Here is a 23398-nt window from a genome sequence, read left to right as displayed (position 1 = left end):
CGCCGAGTGATCACCATCACACGCGGGAATTCGCTACCGCAGCTTGGGAAACGTCTCCGCTATCAGCGTCACGAGCAGGTCCGTCAGCATCGTCCCCACTTGGTCGCGGGTCAGCGAGCCGCGAACGATCCATTCCCTGCCCGCGGATTTGGCCATGCCACCGTAGGCGCGAATCATCGCGATCAGCTCGTCGCGGTGCGGTTCGCCGGTGATTCCGACAATTTCGAGGACACGCTCGGCAGCGGCTTGATCGGCGTCGTCGAGGATGCGTTGCACTTCAGGATCGGCACCGACGCCTTCGGACCCCGTCACCGCCACCCACGTCGCGCCGTGAGCTTCGATCGACTTCAACAACCACTCGACGCTGACCCCGACGCGATGGCGAACCGATCCGGTCGGCAGCTTCACCGTCTCCATCGGCGGGACACCGACCATGGCACGGACCACTTCGAGGTAGAGATCCCGCTTGGTGCCGAAGTAGTGGTTGATGAGCCCACGCGCAACGCCCGCGTCTTTCGCAAGGTCCGACGTCGATACCGCAGCGTACGGCCGCTCACCGAACATCCTGATCGCGCAGTCCAGGATCTGTTCACGGCGCTCGTCCGGTTCGAGCCTGCGCCTGCGCGGGGTTTCGGTGATGCTCGTATCCGTGGTGCTCACAACCACTACTTTCCCATTTCCGTCAGAGGGTCCGACTGATCAGGTCCTTCATGATCTCGTTGCTACCTGCCAGAATGCGCAGTACCCGAGCACCCGTGTAGATCTGCGAGATCGGGTACTCGGTCATGAATCCGTAGCCGCCGAACAGTTGTAGGCACCGGTCGGCAACGACGCCGAGTTGGTCCGTGAGCCAGTACTTCGCCATCGCAGCCGTCTGCACATCGAGTGCGCCGACCTGGTGTTTCTGGATGCAGTCGTCGAGGAACACCCTGCTGATTCGGGCGATCGTCGCACACTCGGCGAGCTCGAACTTGGTGTTCTGGAAGCCGAAGAGGGTTTTTCCGAACGCCTCGCGTCCCTTGGTGTACTCGAGCGTCATCTCGACGGCCGCCTCCATCATCGAGACGGCGATGATGCCGGTGATGAGGCGCTCCTGCGGAAGCTGCTGCATCAACTGCACGAACCCTTGGCCCTCGGCGTCGCCGAGGAGGTTCGATACCGGAACCCGCAGCCCGTCGAAGAATAGTTCGGCGGTGTCCTGCGCCTTGCCGCCGATCTTCGACAACACCCGTCCGCGCCGAAATCCCGGTGTGTCGTCGGAGACCTCGGCAACGATCAGCGAGACCCCCGCAGCACCCTTCGACGGATCCGTCTTGGCCGCGATGATGACGACGTCGCAGTGGTGGCCGTTGGTGATGAAGATCTTCGAGCCCGTGATGACGTATTCGTCACCGTCGCGGTCCGCGCGGGTCTTGATGTTCTGCAGGTCCGAACCCGTTCCTGGCTCGGTCATGGCGATGGACAGCACGGCCTCGCCGCTGGCTGCCTTCGGCAGGATGCGCTTCTTCAGTTCCTCGTCGCCGTAGTGATAGATGTACGGGGCGACGATCGGGTTGTGGACGGCGAGTCCCATCGAGTCGTCGCCCGCTCGGATCTGCGCTTCGACGATCGCGGCCTCGTGCGCGAACGTGCCACCGCCGCCACCGTATTCGGCCGGGATCGCCGGACACAGCAGGCCGAGTTCGCCTGCGCGGTTGTACAGATTGCGGTCGGGATAACCCTGCGCGATGAACTTCTCGCGATTCGGGACGACCTCTTTGGCAAAGAACGAGGTCGCCAGCTCGCGGACGGCCTCGACTTCGTCGTCGCTCCACGGCGCACGAACAGACAACTGAACCTCCAGGGTTGATGCAGATCGACTCCGCCCAGCGTCTCACCCCTATTGGCAGGTTGTCAATAACTGGCGGTCAGTCGAAGTGGCCCTCGATCTCGACTGTGCCCGTCGTGCCGCGCTCGTCGAAACTGCGTTCGGTGACGACGAACGTCCGATCGGACCTAACACGTAGGACCGTGCTCGCCCGCGTGCCGTACCCAGGCACGTTGATGAACGCCGCGGACGCGGCGCGCTCACGTTCGAGACCGAGACCGGTGTGCGGAAGCTGGTCGTCCGGTGCAGGTGTTCGGTTCGACAGCAGGTCTAGGTAAGGCTCGACCCGACCGGTATCTCGGGCCAACTCGGCGGTCAAGCCCTCGACACCGTCGACAACCTTCGGCCACGGCGTATCGAGGCTTGCGTTCGATACTCCGTGCACGCCAGGCTCGAGCGGTCGTGGGGCCTCGAAACGGTTGCTGTACCACCAGAGTTCGTCCTCGGTGCCGACAAGGAAGTTGAAGCCGTTGTAGCGGTGCCCTTCCTTCGCCAAGTCCGCGAGGAAAGACCCCGGATCAGCCTGCGAAAGCAGGTAGTTCACAGCCAATTCGCCACGGGTCCGCGCATCCACGACCTCGTCGTCCGGTATCCGAACGTTGGTCACAGCCGCGAACCGTCCCGCTCGGGAAATTCCCATCCAGGTTCCGCCGTTCTCGACCGAGACGTCGCGTCCAGCGAGGACGCCACCCTCGCTCCACCAGTGCAGCGGCTGAGCATCCCGTTTGTAGAACTCGTCACGATTGGCCGCGACGAGCAGCGGGATGTCGGGATGAGCACGCCAGCCGAGGAGGATGAGACACATAGCTTTCATCGTGCCCTTCTCACGGATTGGGGCCGCACAGGCCCATCGTGAGACAATCGGGGCTCGCACGTCCCCGTCCCCGAGCACTGAGGAACACCGCACGCAATGGCCGAGAACCCAACCACTGCGGCGTCCCCCATCTCCGCGCAAGACCTTGCCACCTGCATTCGCGTCCTCGAAGACGCGGGCGAGCTGGACGCGGACCACCCCGATTCGATGGTCGTGCAACGTGCGGTCGGCCACATGTTCAAAAAACTCAAGCGCCGCAGGCGGATCGCCGCACGCGACAGGGTCAGCGCCGCGGACCGGGCCGTCGTCGCCGCCACCGCAACGGGATCACCCGACCGGATCGACGACGAGACCGCCGGAATCCTGCTGAAGCCGAAAATGCTCGAATCGGCCGACCCCGACAACGCCGATGTCGCGATCGCAGGCGAGCTGATCCGCCCACGCCCCTGCTACATCTGCAAAACCAGATACACCGTCGTCGACGTCTTCTATCACCAACTCTGCCCGGATTGTGCTGCTCGTGGTCGATCGAAGCGCGACGCGAGCACCGACCTGACGGGTCGTCGTGCGCTGCTGACCGGTGGCCGAGCGAAGATCGGCATGTACATCGCGCTGCGACTGCTCCGCGACGGCGCGCACACGACGATCACAACCCGATTCCCGAACGACGCCGTCCGTCGTTTCAAGGCAATGCCCGACAGCGACAACTGGATTCATCGTCTGCACATCGTCGGCATCGATCTGCGCGATCCGGCTCAGGTCGTCGCATTGGCCGACGACATCGCCGCAGCTGGACCCCTCGACATTCTGATCAACAATGCGGCACAGACCGTCAAACGCTCCCCCGGTTCCTACGGCGCTCTGGTCGACGCCGAGAACGGACCCCTCCCCGTCGGCGTGCTCCCTCAGGTCGTCACGTTCGGTAAGACGATGCAGGCACATCCGACGTCGCTGACAAGTTCGCTCGCGTCGATCCTCGATGTCACAGATCTCGCACTGGTCGCCGGATCCGCTACACCACAACGGATTTCGCAGGGTATCGCGATCGATGCGGGCGGCCTCGTCCCCGACCTCGCAGAGACGAACAGCTGGGTGCAGACCGTCGGCGAGGTCGATCCGGTCGAGTTGCTCGAGGTGCAACTGTGCAATTCGGTCGCACCCTTCATTCTCGTCTCACGGCTGCGGCCGGTTATGGCCGCCGCGAGCGCACACCGCAAATACATCGTCAACGTGTCCGCGATGGAAGGTCAGTTCAGCCGGGCCTACAAGGGGCCGGGCCATCCGCACACGAACATGGCCAAAGCTGCACTGAACATGCTGACGCGGACCAGTTCGAAAGAAATGCTGGAGACCGACGGCATCCTGATGACCGCTGTGGACACCGGCTGGATCACCGACGAGCGACCCCACCCGACGAAGATGCGTCTCGCGGACGAAGGCTTCCATGCTCCGCTCGACCTCGTCGACGGCGCCGCACGCGTCTACGACCCGATCGTGCAAGGCGAACAGGGCAACGACCTGCACGGCTGCTTCCTCAAGGACTTCGAACCCTCGCCCTGGTAGATCGGTGCCCATACTGGGTACGGTCGGGTGTGTGGGCGTAGACGTCGAAGAACGCAAATTCACCCGCCAGGACCGACAACGGTTCCGGGCCAAGGTGCACTCCTGTCTGCAGGCGCTCGGTTCGATGCTGAACGACGGTCATTTCGAAGTCTCAGAGCCGAAGATCGGCATGGAGATCGAGCTGAACCTCGTCGACGACGCGATGCAGCCTGCGATGGCGAATGCCGAAGTGCTGGCAGCGATTGCGGATCCGGACTATCAGACCGAACTGGGCCAGTACAACATCGAGATCAATGTCGCCCCGCGCCCACTGCGCGGTCGGCACATCAGGGACCTCGAGACGGACCTTCGAAAATCTCTCGATTCGGCGGACGCCCGCGCCAGGTCGGTCGGTAGCCGACTCGCGATGATCGGGATGCTGCCGACCCTGACAGAAGAGCATTTCGAGCACAAGTGGATCTCGGCGAACCCTCGTTACGACCTCCTCAATCAGCAGGTGTTCGCGGCACGCGGTGAAGACATCGAGTTGCAGATCTCCGGTGTCCCGCTGCCGGACGGGACGGGCGAAGAACTGTCGACGATCTGCGACACGATTCTGCCGGAGGCCGCGTGCACCTCGGTCCAGCTGCATCTGCAGGTTGCACCGGAAAGCTTTGCCGCGCATTGGAATGCGGCGCAGGCCCTGGCAGGCGTTCAGGTTGCGCTTGCCGCCAATTCACCGTTCTTCGCGGGTAGAGCGCTCTGGCACGAGACGCGTATTCCGATCTTCGAACAGTCGACCGACACCCGCCCGCAAGAGCTGAAGAACCAGGGAGTTCGTCCTCGGGTGTGGTTCGGCGAACGCTGGATCACGTCGATCTTCGATCTTTTCGAGGAAAATTCACGCTATTTTCCGTCGTTGCTGCCGGTCTGCTCCGACGAGGACCCGCAGGCGATGTTGGCGCGCGGCGAAGCGCCGTCGCTGGCGGAACTCAAATTGCACAACGGCACCGTCTATCGGTGGAACCGGCCGATCTACGACATCGCAGGCGATCGTTATCACCTGCGGTTGGAGAATCGGGTCCTGCCCGCCGGCCCGACGATCATCGACACCCTCGCCGACGCCGCGTTCTACTACGGCACGGTTCGTGCCTTCGTCGACGCCGACCGTCCGGTCTGGACCCAGATGTCGTTCGACGCAGCGGAGGAGAATCTGCATGCTGCGGCGCGCGGCGGTTTCGACTCGCGGTTGTATTGGCCGGAGGTCGGGTGGGTGCATCCGCAGGAACTTGTGCTGCGCCGACTGCTGCCGATGGCCGATGCAGGGCTTGCGTCGTACGGCATCGATGCCGAAGTTCGCGATCGCTACCTCGGCGTCATCGAAGCGCGTTGTGTGAGCAGACGATCCGGATCGACGTGGCAACGCGAATCGGTCGTCGCTCGTGAGCGTGCGGGCGACAGCAGGCAGGTGGCACTCGCGGGGATGCTGGACGACTACATCACCCAGATGCACGCGGGTGAACCGGTCCACACCTGGGAGTGGTGACGCGTCTGCGCCTACCATGGGGACCATGGGATATCGGGTGCTTGCAGACGCGACCGTCGTCGTGCACTTCGCCTTCCTCGTCTTCGTCGTCGTCGGCGGTTTTCTCGCCTGGCGCTGGCGCATCCTGATTGTGCCGCACATTCTCGCCGCAGTGTGGGGTCTCAGCGCTGTGACGATCGGAATTGTCTGCCCACTAACCGTTCTGGAGAACTGGGCACGCGAGCAGGCAGGCATCGCAGGCTTGCCGCCGAGCGGATTCATCGACCACTACCTGACCGGAGTCATCTATCCGGACAGTGCCATCGGTCTCGTACGCGCTCTTGTGCTCGGCGCTGTGCTCGTGTCCTGGATCGGATTCGTGGCGATACGTATTCGCGGACGCGCCGTTCCCGTCGGACGTTAGGCGAGTGGCCTACCTTGCGGCGCGGCTTCCTGTGCTGTCCCTCGCTACGCGAGCCGTCTCCGCCTTCGCCGACGCGGCCGACCGCTATCGTGTCGCGGTCGGCATAGAGCCTGTATCGCCGACCCAGCGGGCCGACCGCATCGCTGCTTCGTTTCTCGGCGACCGGCTTATGCGCATCGACGGGCGGCCCGTCTCCGGATTCGCCGAGTTGTCAGGCTTTTTCGAGACCCGAGACGGCTGGATACGAACGCACGCCAACTATCCGCACCACCGTGCTCGCCTGCTCGCGACGGTCGGGCTGGGTGGGGAGCCTGACCGGGACACCTTTGCGGCCCACGTTCGTGTGCTGTCCGCGAACGACATCGAGCGCGATGCGGCCGAACTCGGCGCGATCGCCGTGCGGGTTCGCGACGAGACCGAATGGTCGGCGTCGGAACCTGGCGTCGCCGCCGCCGCGGGTCCGTTGGTACAGAGCGACATTCGAGAAGATTGCGTTGCAACAACTTTGCGTTCACCGACTCGCGCGCAGCCCCTGGCGGGCGTTCGTGTTGTCGACCTCACTCGGGTCATCGCCGGACCTGTTGCCACCCGCGCTCTTGCCCTGCTCGGCGCGCAGGTGCTGCGCATCGATACCCCACGGCTACCCGAGATCGAGTGGCAGCACCTCGAGGTCGGGCAGGGCAAACATTCCGCTCTGCTCGATCTGCGGACGAACGACGACGCAAAAACCATGCGGGACTTGCTGACCAGCGCCGACGCCCTTGTCACCGGCTACCGACCGGGAAGCCTCGAGCAGTTGCTCGTCGCGCCCCCGGGCATCGTGAGCGGTCGAGTCAATGCCTGGGGTGATATCGGGCCATGGGCGGGGCGGCGTGGCTTCGACAGCATCGTGCAAGCCGCATCGGGGATATCGCTGATCGAGGGGACGCACACGCCGGGCGCGCTGCCTGCCCAAGCCCTCGACCACGCGACCGGCTACTTCCTTGCCGCCGGGATCGTCGATGCTCTGGCCGAGCGGCTCGTCGACGGTCGCGGCCGCACCGTAGCCGCTGCGCTCGCTCGAACTGCCAATTGGCTGCTCACGCAACCACGCTCGGCCGAACTGGCCGACACCACACAACCCGGCGACGACACCCTGGTTACCCACGCCGGACTGCGCACGGCCCGCCCGGCAGCCGCCGACTACGACGACTACGCGTTCCCGGCACGCCCGTGGGGACGCGACGCCGCGACCTGGAACTGGGGGTAGGACATGGCGAAACGGATCCTGCTCGACGTGGATACCGGCATCGACGATTCGCTCGCGCTGATCTACCTCTTGGCGAGTCCGGACGCCGAGATCGTCGGAATCGCAAGCAGCGCAGGGAATGTGTCCGCGCAGCAGGTCGCGGCGAACAACCTGGCCTGGCTGGATGTGTGCAAGGCACCCGACATCGAGGTCGCGCTCGGTTCCGCACGCCCGCTGGTGATTCCGTTGGTGACAACCGAAGAGACACACGGCCCCAAGGGAATCGGCTACGCGAACCTGCCCGAGTCTGCGCGAACCCTGTCGACGCGCACCGCCGCCGATCTCTGGGTAGATACCGTGCGAGCCCATCCCGGTGCGGTCACAGGACTCGTCACCGGCCCGCTCACGAATCTGGCGATCGCCTTGTACCGCGAACCCGAACTCCCCCGACTGCTCGACCGTCTTGTCGTCATGGGCGGGGCATTCAACTACGCAGGCAACACAACTCCGACCACGGAGTGGAACATCTCGGTCGACCCCGAAGCCGCGAAAGTGGTGTTCGACGCCTTCTCGGGTCTGCCTGCCGACCGGTGTCCGATCGTGTGCTCGCTCGATATCACCGAGACGATCGAGATGTTGCCTGCCCACGTCGCCCGGCTTGCAGCAGCCGCGGAAAGCGTTCCGGTGGAAACGATATCGCCGGACGACGCGCGGACCGTCCGCTCGAGTGCGTCGAATCCGATCGTTCGACACTTCTCCGATGCCGTGCGCTTCTACATGGAGTTTCATCGCGACTACGATCAGGGCTTCCTCGCGCACATGCACGACCCTTTTGCCGCAGCCGTCGCCCTCGACCCGTCGCTGCTCGTCACCCGGCCTGCCACGGTCGACGTCGAACTCACCGGAACCCTCACGCGGGGAATGACAGTGGCCGACCTCACCGGGATGTGGGGTCGTCCGCCGAACGCCGCGATCGGGGTACGAACCGATCCCGATGTCTTCTTCGACCGACTCATCGAACGCGTCGGGCGCTATGCCCGCACCCTCTACCCAGCGGAGACCATATGAGCACCGAGACCGAGCGGGTCACCGCATTCTGGACCGAACTCGGCCTGCCCGGAATCATCGACGTCCATACCCACTTCATGCCGCACAACGTCATGGAGAAGGTCTGGGCCTACTTCGATCAAGCCGGACCGATGACTGGCCGGCCATGGCCCATCAACTATCGCGTCGCCGAGGACGAGCGCGTCGAGATCCTGCGCTCGTTCGGTATTCGCGCCTTCACGTCGCTGCTTTACCCGCACAAGCGCGATATGGCGGCCTGGCTGAACGAATGGGCGGGCGAGTTCGCCGAGCGCACGCCGGATTGTCTTCGAACGGCAACGTTCTACCCGGAGCCGTTCGTCGACAGCTACGTCGAAGCAGCGATCAGCGCAGGTACCCGGGTGTTCAAGTCGCACATCCAGGTCGGCGAGTATCACCCCAACGATCCGCTGCTGCATCCCGTCTGGGAGATGCTCGAAGACGCGGGCATTCCAACGGTGATCCACTGCGGATCCGGTCCGGCACCGGGCCTTTTCACCGGTCCCGAACCGATTGCCGAAGTGCTGGAACGGCATCCGCGACTACCGCTGATCATCGCGCACATGGGAATGCCCGAATACGCCGAATTCATAGATCTCGCACTGAAATACCCGAGCTTGCGGCTGGACACGACCATGGTCTTCACCGGTTTTCTCGACGACACGGTTCCACTCGGCCCCGAAACGATGCCCAAGTTGGTCGACTTGAAAGACCGCATTCTGTTCGGCAGCGACTTCCCGAACATTCCCTACGGTTACGACGTCGCGCTGCAGGGTTTGGCGCGGCTCGGCTTGGGCGACAACTGGTTACGCGCGGTCTGCCACGACAACGCGGCCGAGATGTTCGGGGTCGAGTAGTCGCCGGGGAAACTAGGCCGCGGACACCCGGACCAGTTTCTTGTTGACGAACTCGTCCATTCCCCACGATCCGAGTTCGCGGCCGAAGCCCGACCGCTTGACCCCGCCGAACGGCAGACCCGGCAGCGTCGTGCCGTGCTCGTTGACGAATGCCATGCCGACGTCCAATTGATCCGCTATGTCACGGGCGCGCTCGAGGTCGGCGCTCCACACCGATCCGCTCAGCCCGAATGCGGACGAATTGGCAAGCGTCACAGCTTCGTCGGCGGAGGCGACCTTGTAGACGACCGCGACCGGACCGAACAATTCTTCGGAGTACGCAGCCATGTCGGGGGTCACGTCGGTGAGCAGAGTCGGCTCGATGAAAGCTCCGGGCCCGTCGATCTTCTTGCCCCCGGTCAGCACGGTTGCTCCATCCGTCACGGCGGTGTCCACCTGCTTCAGCAGGTCGTCGAGTGCGGTCTGCGACGACAGCGGACCGAGCACCGTTTCCGCGTCCAGCGGATCGCCTGGTGTGATCGCCTCGAACGACGCGACCAACTTGGCGACGAAATCGTCGTATACGTCGGCGAGCACGATGAAGCGTTTGGCTCCGTTGCACGCCTGTCCGGTGTTCGACAGCCGACCTTTGGTTGCCGATGACACCGTCGCAGCCATGTCGTCGGAGTCGAGGACGATGAACGGGTCCGATCCGCCGAGTTCGAGAACGACCTTTTTCAGATTGCGGCCCGCGGTTTCGGCGACGCTGGCGCCGGCCTTCTCGCTGCCGGTCAGCGACACACCTTGCACGCGGCTGTCGGCGATGATGTCAGCTACCTGATCCGTCGAAGCGAAGATGTTGATGTAGGCGTCGCGTGGCAGGCCCGCCTGCTGAAATATCTCCTCGATCACCGACGCCGACTGCGGACAGCTACTTGCGTGCTTGAGCAGAATCGTGTTGCCCAACATCAGGTTCGGCGCCGCGAACCTGGCGACCTGGTAGTACGGAAAGTTCCATGGCATCACCCCGAGCAACGGTCCGATCGGGCGTTTGTGCACGACGGATTCGTCCGCGCCCGCAACATCGAGTGATTCCTCGTCGAGTAGTCCGATGCCGTTGACGGCATACCACTGGAAGATCGCCGTCGAGATTTCGACTTCGGCCAATGCTTCGGTGATGGGTTTGCCCATCTCGGTGGAAATGATCCGAGCCAACTCGTCCGCTCGCTTCTCGTACAGCGCCGCGGTCGTGGCCAGCATCTCTGCGCGCTCTTCCAACGTCGTGTGGCGCCAGGCCTCGTAGCCGGACTGCGACCGCGTCAGCACGTCAGCGACCTCCGCCTCGTTCAGAGTCGGAAATTCTCGGCCTTTTTCACCGGTGGCGGGATTGACGGTTTGGTACGTAGTCATATCAAGGGAACTACCCAGCGTGGCCGGTCTCAATCAACTCCGGCGGCGAGCAGGTAGCGTTGAGCACCGATGGAGACACTTACTCGCGGCCAAGTTTTTGCAGGCTTCGTCATCGATCGCCTGCTCGGTCGAGGAGGCATGGGTGCTGTCTACGCGGCGCATCATCCCCGTCTGCCTCGCATGATCGCGCTGAAGTTGCTCAGCTCGCAGCTGTCCGAGGACAACTACTTCCGCGCCCGATTCGAGCGCGAAGCCGAGCTCGCCGGTCGCCTCGATCATCCGAACCTCGTATCGGTGCTCGATCGCGGCAGCGAAGGCGGACAGCTCTGGATCGCGATGCAACTCGTCGAAGGGATCGACGGGTCGGCAGCGCTGGCACGCGGTGAGATGCCGGACATGCGTGCTGTGCACCTGGTCCGGGAGACCGCGAAGGCCTTGGACTACGCACATGGTTTCGGTTTGCTCCACCGCGACGTCAAGCCCGCCAACATCCTCGTCGCCGAGCCGTTCGGTCCTGAGGAACGAGTACTGCTCGGGGACTTCGGTATTGCGAAAGCGCGCGACGAATCCACCCAGCTCACCCAGGCAGGCGACATGGTCGCGACGCTCGTCTACGCCTCGCCGGAACAGCTAGAGGGCAAAGAGCTCGACACCAGGTCGGACGTCTATTCGTTGGGCTGCACGTTCTTTCATTTGCTGACCGGTCGGCCGCCGTATGCAAGCGATAGTCCGATGGCGGTGATGCACGGCCATCTGTTTGCTCCCGTGCCTCGATTGAGCGCGGTTCGCCCGGATCTGCCGCCTGCACTCGATCACGTCATCGCCCGGGTATTGGCCAAGGACCCGAACCAAAGATATTGGCGCTGTGGGGATTTCGTCAACGACATCACAGCTGCATTCGCGGGTGCTGCGACGGCTCCGGTGCCGCCGACTCCAGTTCCCACCGCGCGGCGCAGACCGTGGCTGCTACCTGCAGCACTCGGCGTTGCTGCGGTTGCGGCCGTCGGCGTCGGCGCGGTCGTCGTCGTCACCGGCGATTCGTCGACCACCGCGACCGGGACGACCTCGACAACCCGGGCCACGACGACCACCACGTCCGCAGGGACGACCGGCTCTCCCGCCGACGGCTATACGCGCGCGCAGCCCGCGATCGAACTGTTCCCGCAGTTGCTCCCCGCAACCGAGAACGGCAAAGGCTTTCACGATGCAACGTGCAACATCTTCCACGGCGAGAATCCCGACGCACAGTCCAACTTCGTCTATACCGTCACCTGCATCGACCGCGACAACCTCGAGTTCAAAGTGATCGCGTACGAGAACGCGGCCGAAGCGAGCAAGGCGAAGGATTCGCTACCGCGCAGCGCGTCGGCCGACCGGGTGAGTCGCTACGGCAATTCCGTCGAGATCAGCAAGTACGTCGGCGAGAACCAGGTGCCGTTCATCGTCGTCGGCTTCTACGACGCACCGCAGTCGAGTTATCTGGTGGAAGCGGCCTGGCCGGCACACACCAGCGACGAGATCGTCACAGCCTGGTTCGACGTAGCGCCGCTGTGAGGCAGCAAGCTGCTCGTGCGTCCTTTCGGAGGGCGGGACCACCGAAAAGACTCACGAGCGGCGAAGCCGCCTAGGCGCACCGATTCGCCGCTGTACGACTGGTTCCGTCCCGCTTCTCGGCCGCCGCATTGAGCGCATCGGCCGTCTTGACGGTCGGCCACCGTTCTGTCTCGTCGGCCAGGGTGCGCGTTGCCGACGCGTACTCCTGCAGCGCTGTGACGACAGCGTCGGGAACATCTTCCTGCTGGTCGAGAGCCTCGTCGACGGAGTCGGCCGACTCTCGCAATGCTGCCTTGGCCTCGTCGAGCCTGACGAGGAGGTCGGCGCCGGCGACGGCGTTCGAGGCGATCATCGCCTTGTACTTGTCGGTCGCTCGAAGCGCGGTCGTCTGAAACGTCCCGCACACCTGTTGCCTGGCTGCCTCTTCGTCCTGTTTGCGCTGCTCGTCGCGTTCCTGGCGGTAGCTCGCGACGTCCGACTCGTTGGCCGTCGGCGTACCTGACTCGGCGCTGCACCCCGCAACGACACCGACCACCATGGCGGCCGCCGCCGCCGCTACACCCCGCGCAAAGTTGGTCACTGTTTCGGTTCTAGCAGCGACCGACCGACCTGTCGAGCCGACCCGATCAGCTGTCGAACGCGTCGAGGATCTGCTGGGCCGCGAGCGCGGCGGTCAACGAACCCTCGCGAACCTGCGACTCGACGGTCGTCCGAATCGCTTTCACCTTGTCGCTGCTCGCGAGTCGGCGGAGCAATTGCTCGTTGACCATCGTCCACGTCCAGTCGATCTGCTGGCGGCGTCGCTTCTCCTGGAATTCCCCCGCGGCCTCGAGCACTTTCTGATGCCGCAGGACTGTGTCCCAGAATTCGTCGAGCCCGGATTCCTCCAGCCCACTCATCGTGAGAACGGACGGTGTCCAGATGGCGTCGTGCGGATAGATCAGCCGAAGCGCACCCTGCAATTCGCGGGCTGCGCCTTTCGCTTCGATGAGGTGCTTGCCGTCTGCCTTGTTCACCGCGACCAGATCGGCGAGCTCGAGCACACCTTTCTTGATGCCCTGCAACGAATCTCCGGTCCGCGCCAATGTCAGGAAGCAGAAGCAGTCGACCATGTTCGCGACCGTCACCTCCGACTGACCGACGCCGACGGTTTCGACGAGGATGACGTCGTAGCCCGCCGCCTCCAGCAGCACGATCGTCTCGCGAGTCGCCTTCGCTACGCCGCCGAGGGTTCCCGAGGTCGGCGACGGGCGAATGTAGGCCTTGCGTTCGACGGCGAGGCGCGACATGCGGGTCTTGTCCCCGAGTATCGACCCGCCGGTGCGCGTCGACGACGGATCCACAGCGAGCACCGCAACCCGATGTCCCTGACCGATCAGGCGCATGCCGAGAGAGTCGATGAACGTCGACTTACCAACGCCGGGAACACCGGTGATGCCGACACGATGCGAACCGCCCGAATCGGGAAGCAGCTCGAGCAGCAGCTGCTGCGCCAGGTCGCGGTGATCGCTGCGAGTCGATTCCACCAGGGTGATCGCACGCGCCAGCGCAGCCCGCTCGTTGTTACGAACGGACTGCGCGAGGGTAGGAATATCGATCGGATTCGTCACCGTGTGAGGTCGTGTCCCAGCGCCGCGCCAAGCTTTTCCAACAGCCCGATCGCCGCGTCCGCGATCACCGTTCCCGGCGGGAAGATCGCTGCGGCGCCCGCCTCGTAGAGCGCGTCGAAATCGCCTGGCGGGATGACGCCGCCGACGATGACCATGATGTCGGGACGACCCGCATCGGCAAGAGCTTGCCGCAGTGCGGGTACCAGCGTCAGGTGGCCGGCAGCGAGCGACGACACACCGACGACGTGGACGTCGTTGTCGGCCGCCTGGTTGGCGACCTCTTCCGGCGTCTGGAACAGCGGGCCGACGTCCACATCGAAACCGATGTCGGCGAACGCCGTTGCGATCACCTTCTGGCCGCGATCGTGACCGTCCTGGCCCATCTTCGCAACGAGGATGCGGGGACGACGACCGTCCTGCTCGGCGAACTTCTCGACAAGTTCGGTAGCGCTTGCCATATTGCTCGACTTTCCAGCCTCGTCGCGGTACACGCCACTGATGGTGCGGATCTCGGCCTGATGACGTCCGTAGACCTTTTCGAGCGCATCGGAGATCTCGCCGACCGTAGCCTTGGCACGCGCGGCGTCGATGGCGAGGGCGAGCAGGTTGTTCTCCATCCCGCCCTCGTTCGAGGCGGCCGCCCTGGTCAGTTCCGCAAGAGCCGCCTCGCATGCTGCCGAATCACGCTCGGCACGAAGCCGTTCCAGCTTCTCGAGCTGTTCGCGCCGCACCTTCGAATTTTCGACCTTGAGCACCTCGATGGTGTCCGGCTCGTCGGGTACGTACTTGTTGACGCCGACGAGCGGCTGGCGGCCGGAGTCGATCCGCGCCTGGGTACGTGCGGCGGCCTCCTCGATGCGCAGCTTCGGGATGCCCTCGCCGATCGCCTGTGCCATACCGCCTGCAGCCTCGACCTCCGCGATGTGCGCGCGTGCCCGGTTGGCCAGTTCGTTGGTCAGCCATTCGACGTAATGCGAACCGCCCCATGGATCGATCGGGCGGGTGGTCCCCGACTCCTGCTGCAACAGCAACTGCGTATTACGCGCGATACGGGCGGAGAAGTCGGTCGGCAGTGCCAGCGCCTCGTCGAGTGCGTTCGTGTGCAACGACTGTGTGTGGCCCTGGGTTGCGGCCATCGCCTCGACACAGGTGCGGGCGACGTTGTTGAAGACGTCCTGAGCCGTCAACGACCATCCCGAGGTCTGCGAATGTGTGCGCAGCGACAGCGATTTCGCGCTCTTGGGTTCGAACTTCGCGACCAGCTCGGCCCACAGCAGCCTGCCTGCACGCAGCTTGGCGACCTCCATGAAGAAGTTCATGCCGATGGCCCAGAAGAACGACAACCGCGGTGCGAAGGTATCGATGTCCATGCCGGCTTCCAGCCCGGCACGGATGTATTCCACGCCGTCGGCGAGGGTGTACGCCAGCTCGAGGTCGGCCGTCGCACCCGCTTCCTGAATGTGGTAGCCCGAGATCGAAATCGAGTTGAATTTCGGCATTTTCGCGCTGGTGAAGGCGAAGATGTCGGAGATGATCCGCATGGACGGCTTCGGCGGATAGATATAGGTGTTGCGGACCATGAACTCTTTGAGAATGTCGTTCTGGATGGTGCCTGCAAGCTGATCCGGAGTGACACCCTGCTCTTCGGCTGCAACGACATACAGCGCGAGGATCGGCAGCACCGCACCGTTCATCGTCATCGACACACTGACGTTTCCGAGCGGGATGTGATCGAACAGTTGCCGCATGTCGAGAATCGAATCGATTGCGACACCGGCCATTCCGACGTCACCCTGCACCCGGGGATGGTCGGAGTCGTAGCCACGGTGGGTCGCGAGATCGAACGCGACCGACAGGCCCTTCTGACCGCCCGCAAGGTTGCGACGGTAGAAGGCATTCGAATCGGCGGCGGTCGAGAAGCCCGCGTACTGGCGAATCGTCCACGGCTGATTCACATACATCGTCGGATACGGGCCACGCAGGAAAGGCGCTGTGCCCGGGAAGCTTTCGACCGGATAGCCGGATTCCTTCGCGGCATCCCGATCGGCTTTCGTGTACACCGGGCGAACGTCGATCCCCTCTGGTGTCGACCACACGACCTGCTCGGCGCTGTAGTTGTTCGCCGCGGCCGCTGCGTTGATGTGCTCGTCGACCTGCTCGGGCGTCGGCGGCCCCACGACCGGAAAGTCCGGATCGTGCAGCGGGACTTCGGCGAAGCTGCCGATCCTGTGCGTTACCTCGCGGGTCATGCTGTCGCTCCCAGTGTGTCGAGCAACTCCGAAAGAGCTGCCACCGCGTCGATGCGCGCTGTCAGGAAACCATCGGGGCGATCGGCTCCTTCGGCGTCGGCAAATGTTTTCTCGGGTCCGGCGAGCAGAACGGTGTCGATACCCGCGACGCGGAGGGCCTCCACCGCGGGTACTCCGTCTGTGCCGTAACGCTTGTCGCTGCCACACAGGACCGCGACCGTTGCCCCCGCGTCACGGACGACATCGAGGACGCTTGCCAGGTCGAGCGGTCCGGAGTTGACGGCTTCGATTCCGCCGGAGGCGAGCAGGTTGGTGACGAACGTCGTTCGGACGTTGTGCTCGGCCACCGGACCGAGGGCCGCGAGCAGCACCTTCGGCCGAGAACCGTTGCTTGCCAAGTACTTGTCGGAGCGATCACGCAGCTTTTCGTACGCCGCGCTGTAGCGCGCCACGCCTGGCAGCGGCTCCTCGGCGTCGGCTGGGAACGGCTTCTCCCCCAGGTTCGGGAATTCGTTGATTCCGGTGATCGAGGTCTTGCGATGTGCCACATCGGATTCGCGGGCGGCACGGGTCGCTGCGATGCGGTCGCCGATCACGCCGGATTCGAGCGCGGCACGGTAACCACCTGCAGCTTCGATCTCCTGGAAGAACGCCCAGGCCTGCTCGGCGATTGCACCGGTGAGACTTTCGACGTACCACGAGCCTGCACCGGGGTCGAGTACTCGGCCGAGGTGAGCTTCCTCCAGCAGCAACAGTTGAGTGTTGCGAGCGATGCGGGCCGCGAACGACTTCGAGATCTCCAACGAACCGGCAGGCACTGCAACGTCGAACGGCAGTACGGTCACTGCGTCCGCGCCGCCCACACCGGCACCGAATGCGGCGAGAGTCGTGCGCAGCATGTTCACCCACGGATCACGCTGGGTCATCATCGCTGCCGAGGTCACCGCATGCTGTGGGGCACCCCCGAATTCGGACGCACCGCACACCTGGGCGATCCTCGACCAGACCTGTCTGCCTGCTCTGAATTTGGCAATGGTCTGGAATTGGTCGTCGGTTGCGGCATAACGGAATTCGAGCTGACCGAGCGCGGCGGAGATCGTCAGCCCTGCTCCGGTGAGGCTCCTGACGTACTCGAGCCCCGCCGCAATGCCTGCACCGAGTTCTTCGGCGTCGCTCGCGCCGGCATTGTGGAACACGGTCCCGTCGACGGTGATCGCCCTGACGGTTTCGGCCCGATCGTGAGCTGCCGCAGCAAGTTCGAGTGCATCGTCGTACTCGACGTCGACGATCTCGCGACCCGAGCGCGCGGCGAAGCTCGTCGTCAACGGCGCGGCACCGAGATTGACCGTGACGGACGTCCGATCGGTGACGCCGTCGCCTGCGCCCGCGCGTTCGTCCAACACCGCGAAGAGCGCGCGTGCGGCCTCGGCCACGTCGGCACCCGCATCGAGGGTCAGCGGTGCGAGGTCGAGTAGCACCTCGTCCAGCGCAGCGGAAATGCGTCCCGCAGGCAGTCGACCGTTGCCGACGCCGAGCCAGATCGCACTGACCCCGTTGCCGAGTGCGTCCAGTATCGACTGGTTCACCTCCGCCGGATCGGCGAGGTCGAAACGCCCACTCACCAACCAGCCACGGTTGACGTCACGATGCGCATCTCGGCCGCGAACGAACGGAAACACACCGGGAAGTGCTGTTTCGGGTTGCTCGTCGAGGACCGTGTACAGCGGTGAGACCGTCACGCCGTCGTAGGTGTGGACGTCGAGGAGTTTTTCCGGGTTCTCGGGGAGTTCGCCGACATCCACCCGTCGCGACTTGGCGAGAACGCCGGCGACCGCGCGCTGCCATGCCGCGTAGTCCGCCGCGGCTCGCGACGGTTGCGGAGGTGCCGGTTGTGAGTCCGTCGATTGTGCGGTCGACACTGATGCTGTCCTTTTCCGCTCGAGGGAGCCCGTTCGTAGGAGTCCGGCGCGAGCTGTGGTCACGTTCGACCTTGATGCTAACCGCCGTTCTGCAGCCGTCCGACCTCGACTCGAGCTACCGGCGGGTAGCCTTTGCCCTTGTGAGCAGGCGACTTCGTAGTCCGATGGAGTCGGGGGTCGGAGCGAAGCTGTTGCTACTCCTCTGCGCGGTGATCGCCCTGTTCGTCGTCGGCGCACTCCTCCCGCATCCCGATGTGGAGCAGGTGCGCAGGTGGGCCGATTCCGTCGGCCCGTGGTTTCCCCTCGTCTTCTTCGTCGCCCATGCGCTGATCACCGTCGCACCCTTTCCGCGAACCGTGTTCACCTTGAGCGCCGGCGTGCTGTTCGGGCCTCTGACAGGCATTTTGCTCGCGGTGTCGGCGACGACGGTGAGCGCGGCGCTCGCATTGCTACTGGTTCGCGCGGTCGGGCGGGACAGCGTCGCCTCCCGGCTGACGCATCCGGCCATTCGGTCCGTCGACGTGCATCTGGCTCGGCGGGGTTGGCTCGCCGTCGGATCGCTACGGCTGATTGCACCCATCCCGTTCTCGGTGATCAACTACTGCTGTGGCCTCTCTTCGATCCGGCTGGTTCCCTATCTGGTCGCCACCGTCGTCGGTGTGATTCCCGGCACAGTCGGCGTCGTCCTGCTCGGCGACGCCCTCACCGGCAGAACCGATCCTGCCCTTCTGGTCCTGTCCGGCATCTGCATCGCCATCGGCATCGCCGGGTTGGTGCTCGATGCCAAAATGTCGGTCGGCGCACCGGAGGTGCCGCCGGCGACACCGCCTACAGCGGTCAAGCCCTGAGCCTTACTTTCTACAAGTCAAGTTTGTAAGCTTGATTTTGAAATGTAAAGCCAATACCCTTGACTCATGTTCGTGATGACGATCGACCAGCGAGGCAGTCGAAAAGACGTCGACCGAGTTGGAGCCATACTCCGGGCGCTGGCCGACAGAACGCTCGTCCGACCGTTCGAACGCACGGCAGGTGACGAGATACAAGGCGTCACCGACAACCCGGAGACCGTGGTCGATATCGCACTCGACCTGGTCCGCGATGGACACTGGAGTGTGGGAATCGGTGTCGGCGAGGTCGAAGAACCACTGCCACAGCAAACGCGCGCAGGTCGAGGACCAGCGTTCGAGGCAGCACGGGTCGCAGTCACCCGCGCCAAGAACGCTCCGGCGGCCGTTGCCGTCAACGGATCCGATACCCGGGCCGCCGAGGATGTCGAAGCAGTCCTCACGTTGCTGGCACTGCTCATCACCAAACGCTCGACACAGGGACACGCCGCCGTCGACCAGATGCGGCTCGGCCGAACTCAGTCGGAGGCTGCCGATAAGCTCGCGATCAGCAAACAGGCCGTGTCGCAACGGCTCTCCACCGCCGGCTGGCAGGCCGAGGGTCCAGCACGGGCCCTCGCCGCACGACTCTTGGGTGAGGCAGACAACCGATGACGATCCTTGCGCTCGTATTCCTCGGCATTGCCGGGGTAGCGCCCGCAGCTTTGAGCCCGAAGAAGATTCCCGCCTGGCTGGCACCCGTAGCCGCACTCGTCGCGCTCGCGGTCGCGGCGATCGCCGGCGCGGAGACGACCAAGGTCAGCGGATTCGCTCTCGGTGCGACAGCCGTCCTCACCCTGGTTGCGGCAGCGCTCGGCGGTCTTCCCTTGGCACCGGCCGCCTTTCGCATCGCCCGCCGCGATGCGACGCAACCAACACAGCAACCAGCGACAGGCGGTCCGCTCAAAGGCGGCCGCATCATCGGCATACTCGAACGCGCAGCCATCGCAGGCGCGGTACTCGCAGGCTGGCCCGAAGGTATGGCCATCGTGCTTGCGGTGAAAGGTCTCGCCCGCTATCCCGAACTACGCGAACCGCACGCATCCGAGCAGTTCATCATCGGCACGTTCACCAGCGTGCTCTGGGCAATCGCCGCCGGTGCGATCGGCAGGGGCATGCTCAGCTGAGCTCGTCCTGCTTGTGTAGCGGTCCGAGCGCCTGCACTGGCTGGCGCGCGATGGCCTCGGCGTCCGCGACAGCTCTCGCGATGTCCGGATCGGTGCGGGTATCGAACCAGCCGGCGACCTCGTCCGAATCGTCCTCGGGGCGTGGCAGATTCGCGTCCGGCTCGGTCGGCTCGTAGCGGAACACACCGTCCTCGCCGGGCACACCGAGGTTGCGGGCGAAGCCCTTGAGCGCGTCACCGAAGTCGCTCGGCACAAGCCACACCTTGTTCGCGTCACCCTCTGCCATCTTGGGCAGCGTCTGCAGATACTGATAGGCGAGCATCTCCGGCGTCGGTTTGCCCGCTTTGATTGCGGCAAAGACCTTTTCGATCGCCTTCGCCTCACCTTGAGCCTGCAGGTACTTGGCGGCACGCTCACCCTGCGCACGCAGTATGCGTGACTGCCGCTCGCCTTCCGCCGCAAGAATGGACGCCTGCTTCGCGCCTTCCGCCGACAGAATCTGGCTCTGCTTCTGCCCTTCCGCCGTCTTGATAGACGACTCGCGAATACCTTCGGAGTTGAGGATCATCGCCCTCTTCTCGCGGTCGGCCTTCATCTGCTTCTCCATCGACTCCTGGATCGACGGTGGCGGATCGATGCTCTTCAACTCGACGCGAGCAACGCGCAGACCCCAACGGCCCGTTGCCTCGTCGAGCACACCGCGCAACTGGCGGTTGATGGCGTCACGCGAGGTCAACGTCTCTTCCAGCGTCATACCGCCGACGACGTTGCGCAGCGTCGTCACCGTCAACTGCTCGACGGCGGCGATGTAGTTGCTGATCTCGTAGACCGCGGCCTGCGGATTTGTCACCTGGAAATAGACGACCGTGTCGATGTGCAGGGTGAGGTTGTCCTGCGTGATCACCGGCTGCGGCGGAAACGACACAACCCGTTCACGCAGATCGACCTTCGCCCGAATGCGGTCGGCAAACGGAATCAGGAAGGTGAGCTGGCCCGACACCGTTCGCGCATATCGGCCGAGCCGCTCGATGACGGCAGCCTCTGCTTGCGGCACAAGCGCAATCGACTTGTACACTACAACCGCGACGAACAGGACGATCACGGCCAAAGCGATCAGAGCAATCATCACGGGCCCTTCCATACAACGGCGGTAGCGCCGTCGATCTTCATCACGGTCACGGTCGTGCCAGGCGGGTACACCTCGGTGACGTCCAGCGGCCGGGCTGTCCAGACGTCGCCGTCGAGTTTGACTTGCCCCGCATGTTCGCCGACCTCCTCCAGCACCAACGCATGCTTGCCGCTCAACGCATCGGCGTTCATCGCCAGCGCCGGACGCGACGACATCCGGCGCAACAGCACAGGGCGAACCGTCACGAGCATCGTCGCGGACACGAAGGCGAAAACGATTGCGTCCGCCCACACCGGAAAGTCGGTGAGCGCGCTGACACCGGCAGTGGCAAGCGCCCCACCGGCGAGCATCAGCAGAAACAGATCACCGGTGAGCGCCTCCGCGGCAGCGAGCAGCAATCCCGCTACCAACCAGATCAAAGCCGCCATAACTCAAGACTAACCAGATCCCCCGGTCTCGCCAGCGGTTACGAAATCGACGAGCCGCTCGACGGCTCCGATCAGCGGCGCTTCGAGGTCACGATAGGAGTTCACCGCCGAATACACCCGCCGCCAGCCTTCCTGCGGCGTCCCCCACCGCAGGCGGGTGCAGATGCCCGTCTTCCAGTCTTCACCGCGCGGCACCTTGGGCCACGCTTCGATTCCGACAGCCTTGGGCCGCACAGCTTCCCACACGTCGATGTAGGGATGACCGGTCACCATGACGTACGGACCCAGCCCCTTGGTCAGCTGCGTTTCCTTCGAGCCCGTGACCAGATGGTCGACGAGCACTCCGACCAAACGTCCTGGACCAGGCTGGAATTCGGCGAGTCGCTCGCCGAGGTTGTCGAGCCCTTCCAGGTGCTCGACAACGACGCCTTCGACACGCAGATCGTGGCCCCACACCCGCTCGACGAGTGCGGCATCGTGCACACCTTCGACCCAGATCCGACTCGGCAGCGCTACCCGGGCGCGCAAACCTTCGACCTTGGTCGACCCGGACGCCGACCGCGTCCGCGCTGCCTGAGCGGGCTTCGCCGTCGGTCGCACGAGCGTCACCGGCTTGCCTTCCAGCAGAAAGGCCGCCTCGCGCATGGCAAACAGACGAGTCCGTCGCGCGCCGTCCTCCAACCGGACGAACTCGCCGTCGTAGGACCGTTCGAAGCCGACGACAGCGCCACAGAAGCCTGTTGCCGCGTCCTCGACGACCAGGTCTCGTTCGGCCGCAACCTTCGGCACGACTGCCTTACGCGCCCTGCTGTGTCCGGACAAAATGTCCCCGCCGTACATATCCCGCGGTGTCACGTTCGCTGCACATCCCTTCGTATCAACGAAAGACGCTAAGCGATGCTCATCACCGAGCGCGGCACGCCACGCCGTCCTATGCTCGGTCATTATGAGTGCTCCAAGCGCCACCCTCGCCGTGTGGGCCAGCTCCTGGCTGGCAGGCACAAGCGCGCCCGACGACGTCCTGGAGGCGTTGGGAACCTGGGCACCGAACACACTGGTACTTGCCAGCGATCCAGGGGTCGCCGCCCGCACCGGGTTGCCGTGGCCGGAACCCGAAAGAACCGGAGCAACAACGCTTCTCAAGACGATTCGCGAAGCGCTGGCATCGCAGTCGAGTGAAATGCGGATCCTCTTCCCGGTACCCGGCGACGTCCGCGGTCTGCCGACCGGCACACCCTTCGCGACGGACGCGATCGAGGCAGGCGAAGGACTCCTTGTCGGCGAACCTGGACGCAGAGGCACCGGCCTCGTCCCTGGCTGGACCGACGAGGACACCCTGTGCTGGACCGTGCACGACGTGCCGATCACCGACGTTCGAAGCAACGAGCTGACACTCGGCGAAGCCGAGTTCGCGATGCGCGAAGCAGTGCGTGCCGCCGCCGACGCGCTCTCCAAGCTGGCAAGCGTCACCTCGCAATCACGTGACGAGGATCCCCGTGACGCGATCGAGGACGAACTCGCCGAGTACACAAGGCACCCGTACCCGCCGTCGGTCACACCACGCGCCCTGCGGGTACTCGACAGCGCCGATCAGGTTGCCGCAATTCTGACTGTCGCACAACGGGGACCGGCAATGGATGCGCTCACAGCGACAATCGACACGGCCAGGCAAGATCAACTTCGTCCACTGTGGGACGCCGTCCGATCGGCGCGGCTCGCTGCGCTCGACTCGTGCCTACGGTCGGGTGTCCGGCGGGCGTGATCAG

General features: G+C 64.4%; 22 protein-coding genes. 11 read left to right on the top strand and 11 right to left on the bottom strand.

All coding sequences use genetic code 11. From position 1 onward, the window contains the following. Positions 1-33: 33 nt before the first annotated feature. The 3 genes from JGU71_RS01490 to JGU71_RS01480 all read right to left on the bottom strand — a co-directional run bounded on the left by JGU71_RS01490 (position 34) and on the right by JGU71_RS01480 (position 2672). Positions 34-660, bottom strand: a complete 627-nt coding sequence (locus tag JGU71_RS01490; RefSeq protein ID WP_307829446.1) for a TetR/AcrR family transcriptional regulator — start codon at positions 658-660, stop codon at positions 34-36. 22 nt (positions 661-682) lie between these two features. Beyond that, entirely contained in the window at positions 683-1831 is a 1149-nt protein-coding gene (locus tag JGU71_RS01485) for an acyl-CoA dehydrogenase family protein (RefSeq protein WP_199701271.1), read from the bottom strand. A 76-nt stretch (positions 1832-1907) separates the two neighbouring features. Next, on the bottom strand, positions 1908-2672 hold the full coding sequence (locus JGU71_RS01480) for an NRDE family protein (protein WP_199701269.1): 765 nt from the start codon (positions 2670-2672) through the stop codon (positions 1908-1910). 105 nt (positions 2673-2777) lie between these two features. On the opposite strand from JGU71_RS01480, the gene JGU71_RS01475 reads away from it, so the two are divergent. The 6 genes from JGU71_RS01475 to JGU71_RS01450 are packed head-to-tail and all read left to right on the top strand — an operon-like array spanning position 2778 to position 9343. After that, complete coding sequence (locus JGU71_RS01475) at positions 2778-4244, top strand: SDR family NAD(P)-dependent oxidoreductase (RefSeq protein ID WP_199701267.1); 1467 nt, start codon at positions 2778-2780, stop codon at positions 4242-4244. Positions 4245-4275: 31 nt separating this feature from the next. Next, positions 4276-5769, top strand: a complete 1494-nt coding sequence (locus JGU71_RS01470; RefSeq protein WP_199701262.1) for a glutamate-cysteine ligase family protein — start codon at positions 4276-4278, stop codon at positions 5767-5769. Between the two features lie 25 nt (positions 5770-5794). Continuing rightward, positions 5795-6172 carry a DUF2784 domain-containing protein gene (locus tag JGU71_RS01465; RefSeq protein WP_199701261.1) on the top strand — a complete coding sequence of 126 codons (378 nt, stop codon included), beginning with the start codon at positions 5795-5797 and terminating at the stop codon, positions 6170-6172. A 4-nt stretch (positions 6173-6176) separates the two neighbouring features. Next, complete coding sequence (locus tag JGU71_RS01460; RefSeq protein ID WP_199701260.1) at positions 6177-7421, top strand: CoA transferase; 1245 nt, start codon at positions 6177-6179, stop codon at positions 7419-7421. Positions 7422-7424: 3 nt separating this feature from the next. Continuing rightward, positions 7425-8468 (top strand): nucleoside hydrolase, encoded by a 1044-nt coding sequence (locus JGU71_RS01455; protein ID WP_199701259.1) that lies wholly within the window; start codon positions 7425-7427, stop codon positions 8466-8468. Continuing rightward, positions 8465-9343 carry an amidohydrolase family protein gene (locus JGU71_RS01450; protein WP_199701258.1) on the top strand — a complete coding sequence of 293 codons (879 nt, stop codon included), beginning with the start codon at positions 8465-8467 and terminating at the stop codon, positions 9341-9343. Before JGU71_RS01455 ends, JGU71_RS01450 begins: the two co-directional genes overlap by 4 nt. A gap of 12 nt (positions 9344-9355) precedes the next feature. On the opposite strand, the gene JGU71_RS01445 is transcribed toward JGU71_RS01450, so the two are convergent. After that, on the bottom strand, positions 9356-10732 hold the full coding sequence (locus JGU71_RS01445; protein ID WP_199701257.1) for an NAD-dependent succinate-semialdehyde dehydrogenase: 1377 nt from the start codon (positions 10730-10732) through the stop codon (positions 9356-9358). Positions 10733-10801: 69 nt separating this feature from the next. On the opposite strand from JGU71_RS01445, the gene JGU71_RS29615 reads away from it, so the two are divergent. Beyond that, positions 10802-12286: a serine/threonine-protein kinase gene (locus JGU71_RS29615; protein ID WP_233528561.1), complete on the top strand. Its 1485-nt coding sequence runs from the start codon at positions 10802-10804 to the stop codon at positions 12284-12286. A 70-nt stretch (positions 12287-12356) separates the two neighbouring features. Here the strand turns inward: JGU71_RS29615 and JGU71_RS01435 are convergent, their stop codons facing one another. The 4 genes from JGU71_RS01435 to mutA are packed head-to-tail and all read right to left on the bottom strand — an operon-like array spanning position 12357 to position 18064. Further along, complete coding sequence (locus tag JGU71_RS01435; RefSeq protein ID WP_199701256.1) at positions 12357-12866, bottom strand: Rv2240c family protein; 510 nt, start codon at positions 12864-12866, stop codon at positions 12357-12359. 46 nt (positions 12867-12912) lie between these two features. Further along, entirely contained in the window at positions 12913-13896 is a 984-nt protein-coding gene (gene meaB, locus JGU71_RS01430; protein WP_199701254.1) for a methylmalonyl Co-A mutase-associated GTPase MeaB, read from the bottom strand. Then, on the bottom strand, positions 13893-16145 hold the full coding sequence (gene scpA / locus JGU71_RS01425) for a methylmalonyl-CoA mutase (protein ID WP_199701252.1): 2253 nt from the start codon (positions 16143-16145) through the stop codon (positions 13893-13895). Before scpA ends, meaB begins: the two co-directional genes overlap by 4 nt. Next, a complete protein-coding gene (gene mutA, locus JGU71_RS01420) occupies positions 16142-18064 on the bottom strand; it encodes a methylmalonyl-CoA mutase small subunit (RefSeq protein ID WP_199701251.1) in 1923 nt (640 codons plus the stop codon). Before mutA ends, scpA begins: the two co-directional genes overlap by 4 nt. A 164-nt stretch (positions 18065-18228) precedes the next feature. Here mutA and JGU71_RS01415 point away from each other — a divergent pair, with 164 nt between their 5' ends. From JGU71_RS01415 to JGU71_RS01405, 3 genes are all read left to right on the top strand, one after another. Next, the gene (locus JGU71_RS01415) at positions 18229-18912 is read left to right on the top strand and encodes a TVP38/TMEM64 family protein (protein WP_199702762.1); all 684 of its coding nucleotides are present in this window, start codon (positions 18229-18231) and stop codon (positions 18910-18912) included. A 66-nt stretch (positions 18913-18978) separates the two neighbouring features. After that, on the top strand, positions 18979-19563 hold the full coding sequence (locus JGU71_RS01410) for a hypothetical protein (RefSeq protein WP_199701249.1): 585 nt from the start codon (positions 18979-18981) through the stop codon (positions 19561-19563). Next, positions 19560-20075 (top strand): hypothetical protein, encoded by a 516-nt coding sequence (locus JGU71_RS01405; RefSeq protein WP_199701247.1) that lies wholly within the window; start codon positions 19560-19562, stop codon positions 20073-20075. Before JGU71_RS01410 ends, JGU71_RS01405 begins: the two co-directional genes overlap by 4 nt. Here JGU71_RS01405 and JGU71_RS01400 read toward each other — a convergent pair. From JGU71_RS01400 to JGU71_RS01390, 3 genes are read right to left on the bottom strand one after another with little or no spacing between them, the layout of a single operon-like run. After that, positions 20068-21201, bottom strand: coding sequence for an SPFH domain-containing protein (locus tag JGU71_RS01400; protein WP_199702760.1), 1134 nt, complete (start codon positions 21199-21201; stop codon positions 20068-20070). The genes JGU71_RS01405 and JGU71_RS01400 overlap by 8 nt on opposite strands. After that, entirely contained in the window at positions 21201-21632 is a 432-nt protein-coding gene (locus JGU71_RS01395; protein ID WP_199701245.1) for an NfeD family protein, read from the bottom strand. Before JGU71_RS01395 ends, JGU71_RS01400 begins: the two co-directional genes overlap by 1 nt. Positions 21633-21641: 9 nt before the next feature. Continuing rightward, positions 21642-22472, bottom strand: coding sequence for a DUF3097 domain-containing protein (locus JGU71_RS01390; RefSeq protein WP_233528677.1), 831 nt, complete (start codon positions 22470-22472; stop codon positions 21642-21644). Positions 22473-22578: 106 nt separating this feature from the next. Between JGU71_RS01390 and JGU71_RS01385 the strand changes: the two genes are divergently transcribed. Further along, positions 22579-23394 carry an Rv1486c family protein gene (locus JGU71_RS01385; RefSeq protein ID WP_199701243.1) on the top strand — a complete coding sequence of 272 codons (816 nt, stop codon included), beginning with the start codon at positions 22579-22581 and terminating at the stop codon, positions 23392-23394. Positions 23395-23398 lie beyond the last annotated feature (4 nt).

The organism is Antrihabitans stalagmiti (genome assembly GCF_016482825.1).
In the GTDB taxonomy this organism is placed as follows: domain Bacteria; phylum Actinomycetota; class Actinomycetes; order Mycobacteriales; family Mycobacteriaceae; genus Antrihabitans; species Antrihabitans stalagmiti.
This window is presented reverse-complemented; position numbering and strand designations above follow the sequence as displayed.

Coding starts and splice junctions, on each gene's coding strand:
- JGU71_RS01465 (WP_199701261.1), top strand. CDS start 5,795: ATGGGATATCGGGTGCTTGCAGACGCGACCGTCGTCGTGCACTTCGCC.
- JGU71_RS01405 (WP_199701247.1), top strand. CDS start 19,560: ATGACGATCCTTGCGCTCGTATTCCTCGGCATTGCCGGGGTAGCGCCC.
- JGU71_RS01445 (WP_199701257.1), bottom strand. CDS start 10,732: ATGACTACGTACCAAACCGTCAATCCCGCCACCGGTGAAAAAGGCCGA.
- JGU71_RS01415 (WP_199702762.1), top strand. CDS start 18,229: ATGGAGTCGGGGGTCGGAGCGAAGCTGTTGCTACTCCTCTGCGCGGTG.
- JGU71_RS01385 (WP_199701243.1), top strand. CDS start 22,579: ATGAGTGCTCCAAGCGCCACCCTCGCCGTGTGGGCCAGCTCCTGGCTG.
- JGU71_RS01475 (WP_199701267.1), top strand. CDS start 2,778: ATGGCCGAGAACCCAACCACTGCGGCGTCCCCCATCTCCGCGCAAGAC.
- JGU71_RS01455 (WP_199701259.1), top strand. CDS start 7,425: ATGGCGAAACGGATCCTGCTCGACGTGGATACCGGCATCGACGATTCG.
- JGU71_RS01480 (WP_199701269.1), bottom strand. CDS start 2,672: ATGTGTCTCATCCTCCTCGGCTGGCGTGCTCATCCCGACATCCCGCTG.
- JGU71_RS01450 (WP_199701258.1), top strand. CDS start 8,465: ATGAGCACCGAGACCGAGCGGGTCACCGCATTCTGGACCGAACTCGGC.
- JGU71_RS29615 (WP_233528561.1), top strand. CDS start 10,802: ATGGAGACACTTACTCGCGGCCAAGTTTTTGCAGGCTTCGTCATCGAT.
- JGU71_RS01395 (WP_199701245.1), bottom strand. CDS start 21,632: ATGGCGGCTTTGATCTGGTTGGTAGCGGGATTGCTGCTCGCTGCCGCG.
- JGU71_RS01390 (WP_233528677.1), bottom strand. CDS start 22,472: ATGTACGGCGGGGACATTTTGTCCGGACACAGCAGGGCGCGTAAGGCA.
- scpA (WP_199701252.1), bottom strand. CDS start 16,145: ATGACCCGCGAGGTAACGCACAGGATCGGCAGCTTCGCCGAAGTCCCG.
- JGU71_RS01400 (WP_199702760.1), bottom strand. CDS start 21,201: ATGATTGCTCTGATCGCTTTGGCCGTGATCGTCCTGTTCGTCGCGGTT.
- JGU71_RS01410 (WP_199701249.1), top strand. CDS start 18,979: ATGTTCGTGATGACGATCGACCAGCGAGGCAGTCGAAAAGACGTCGAC.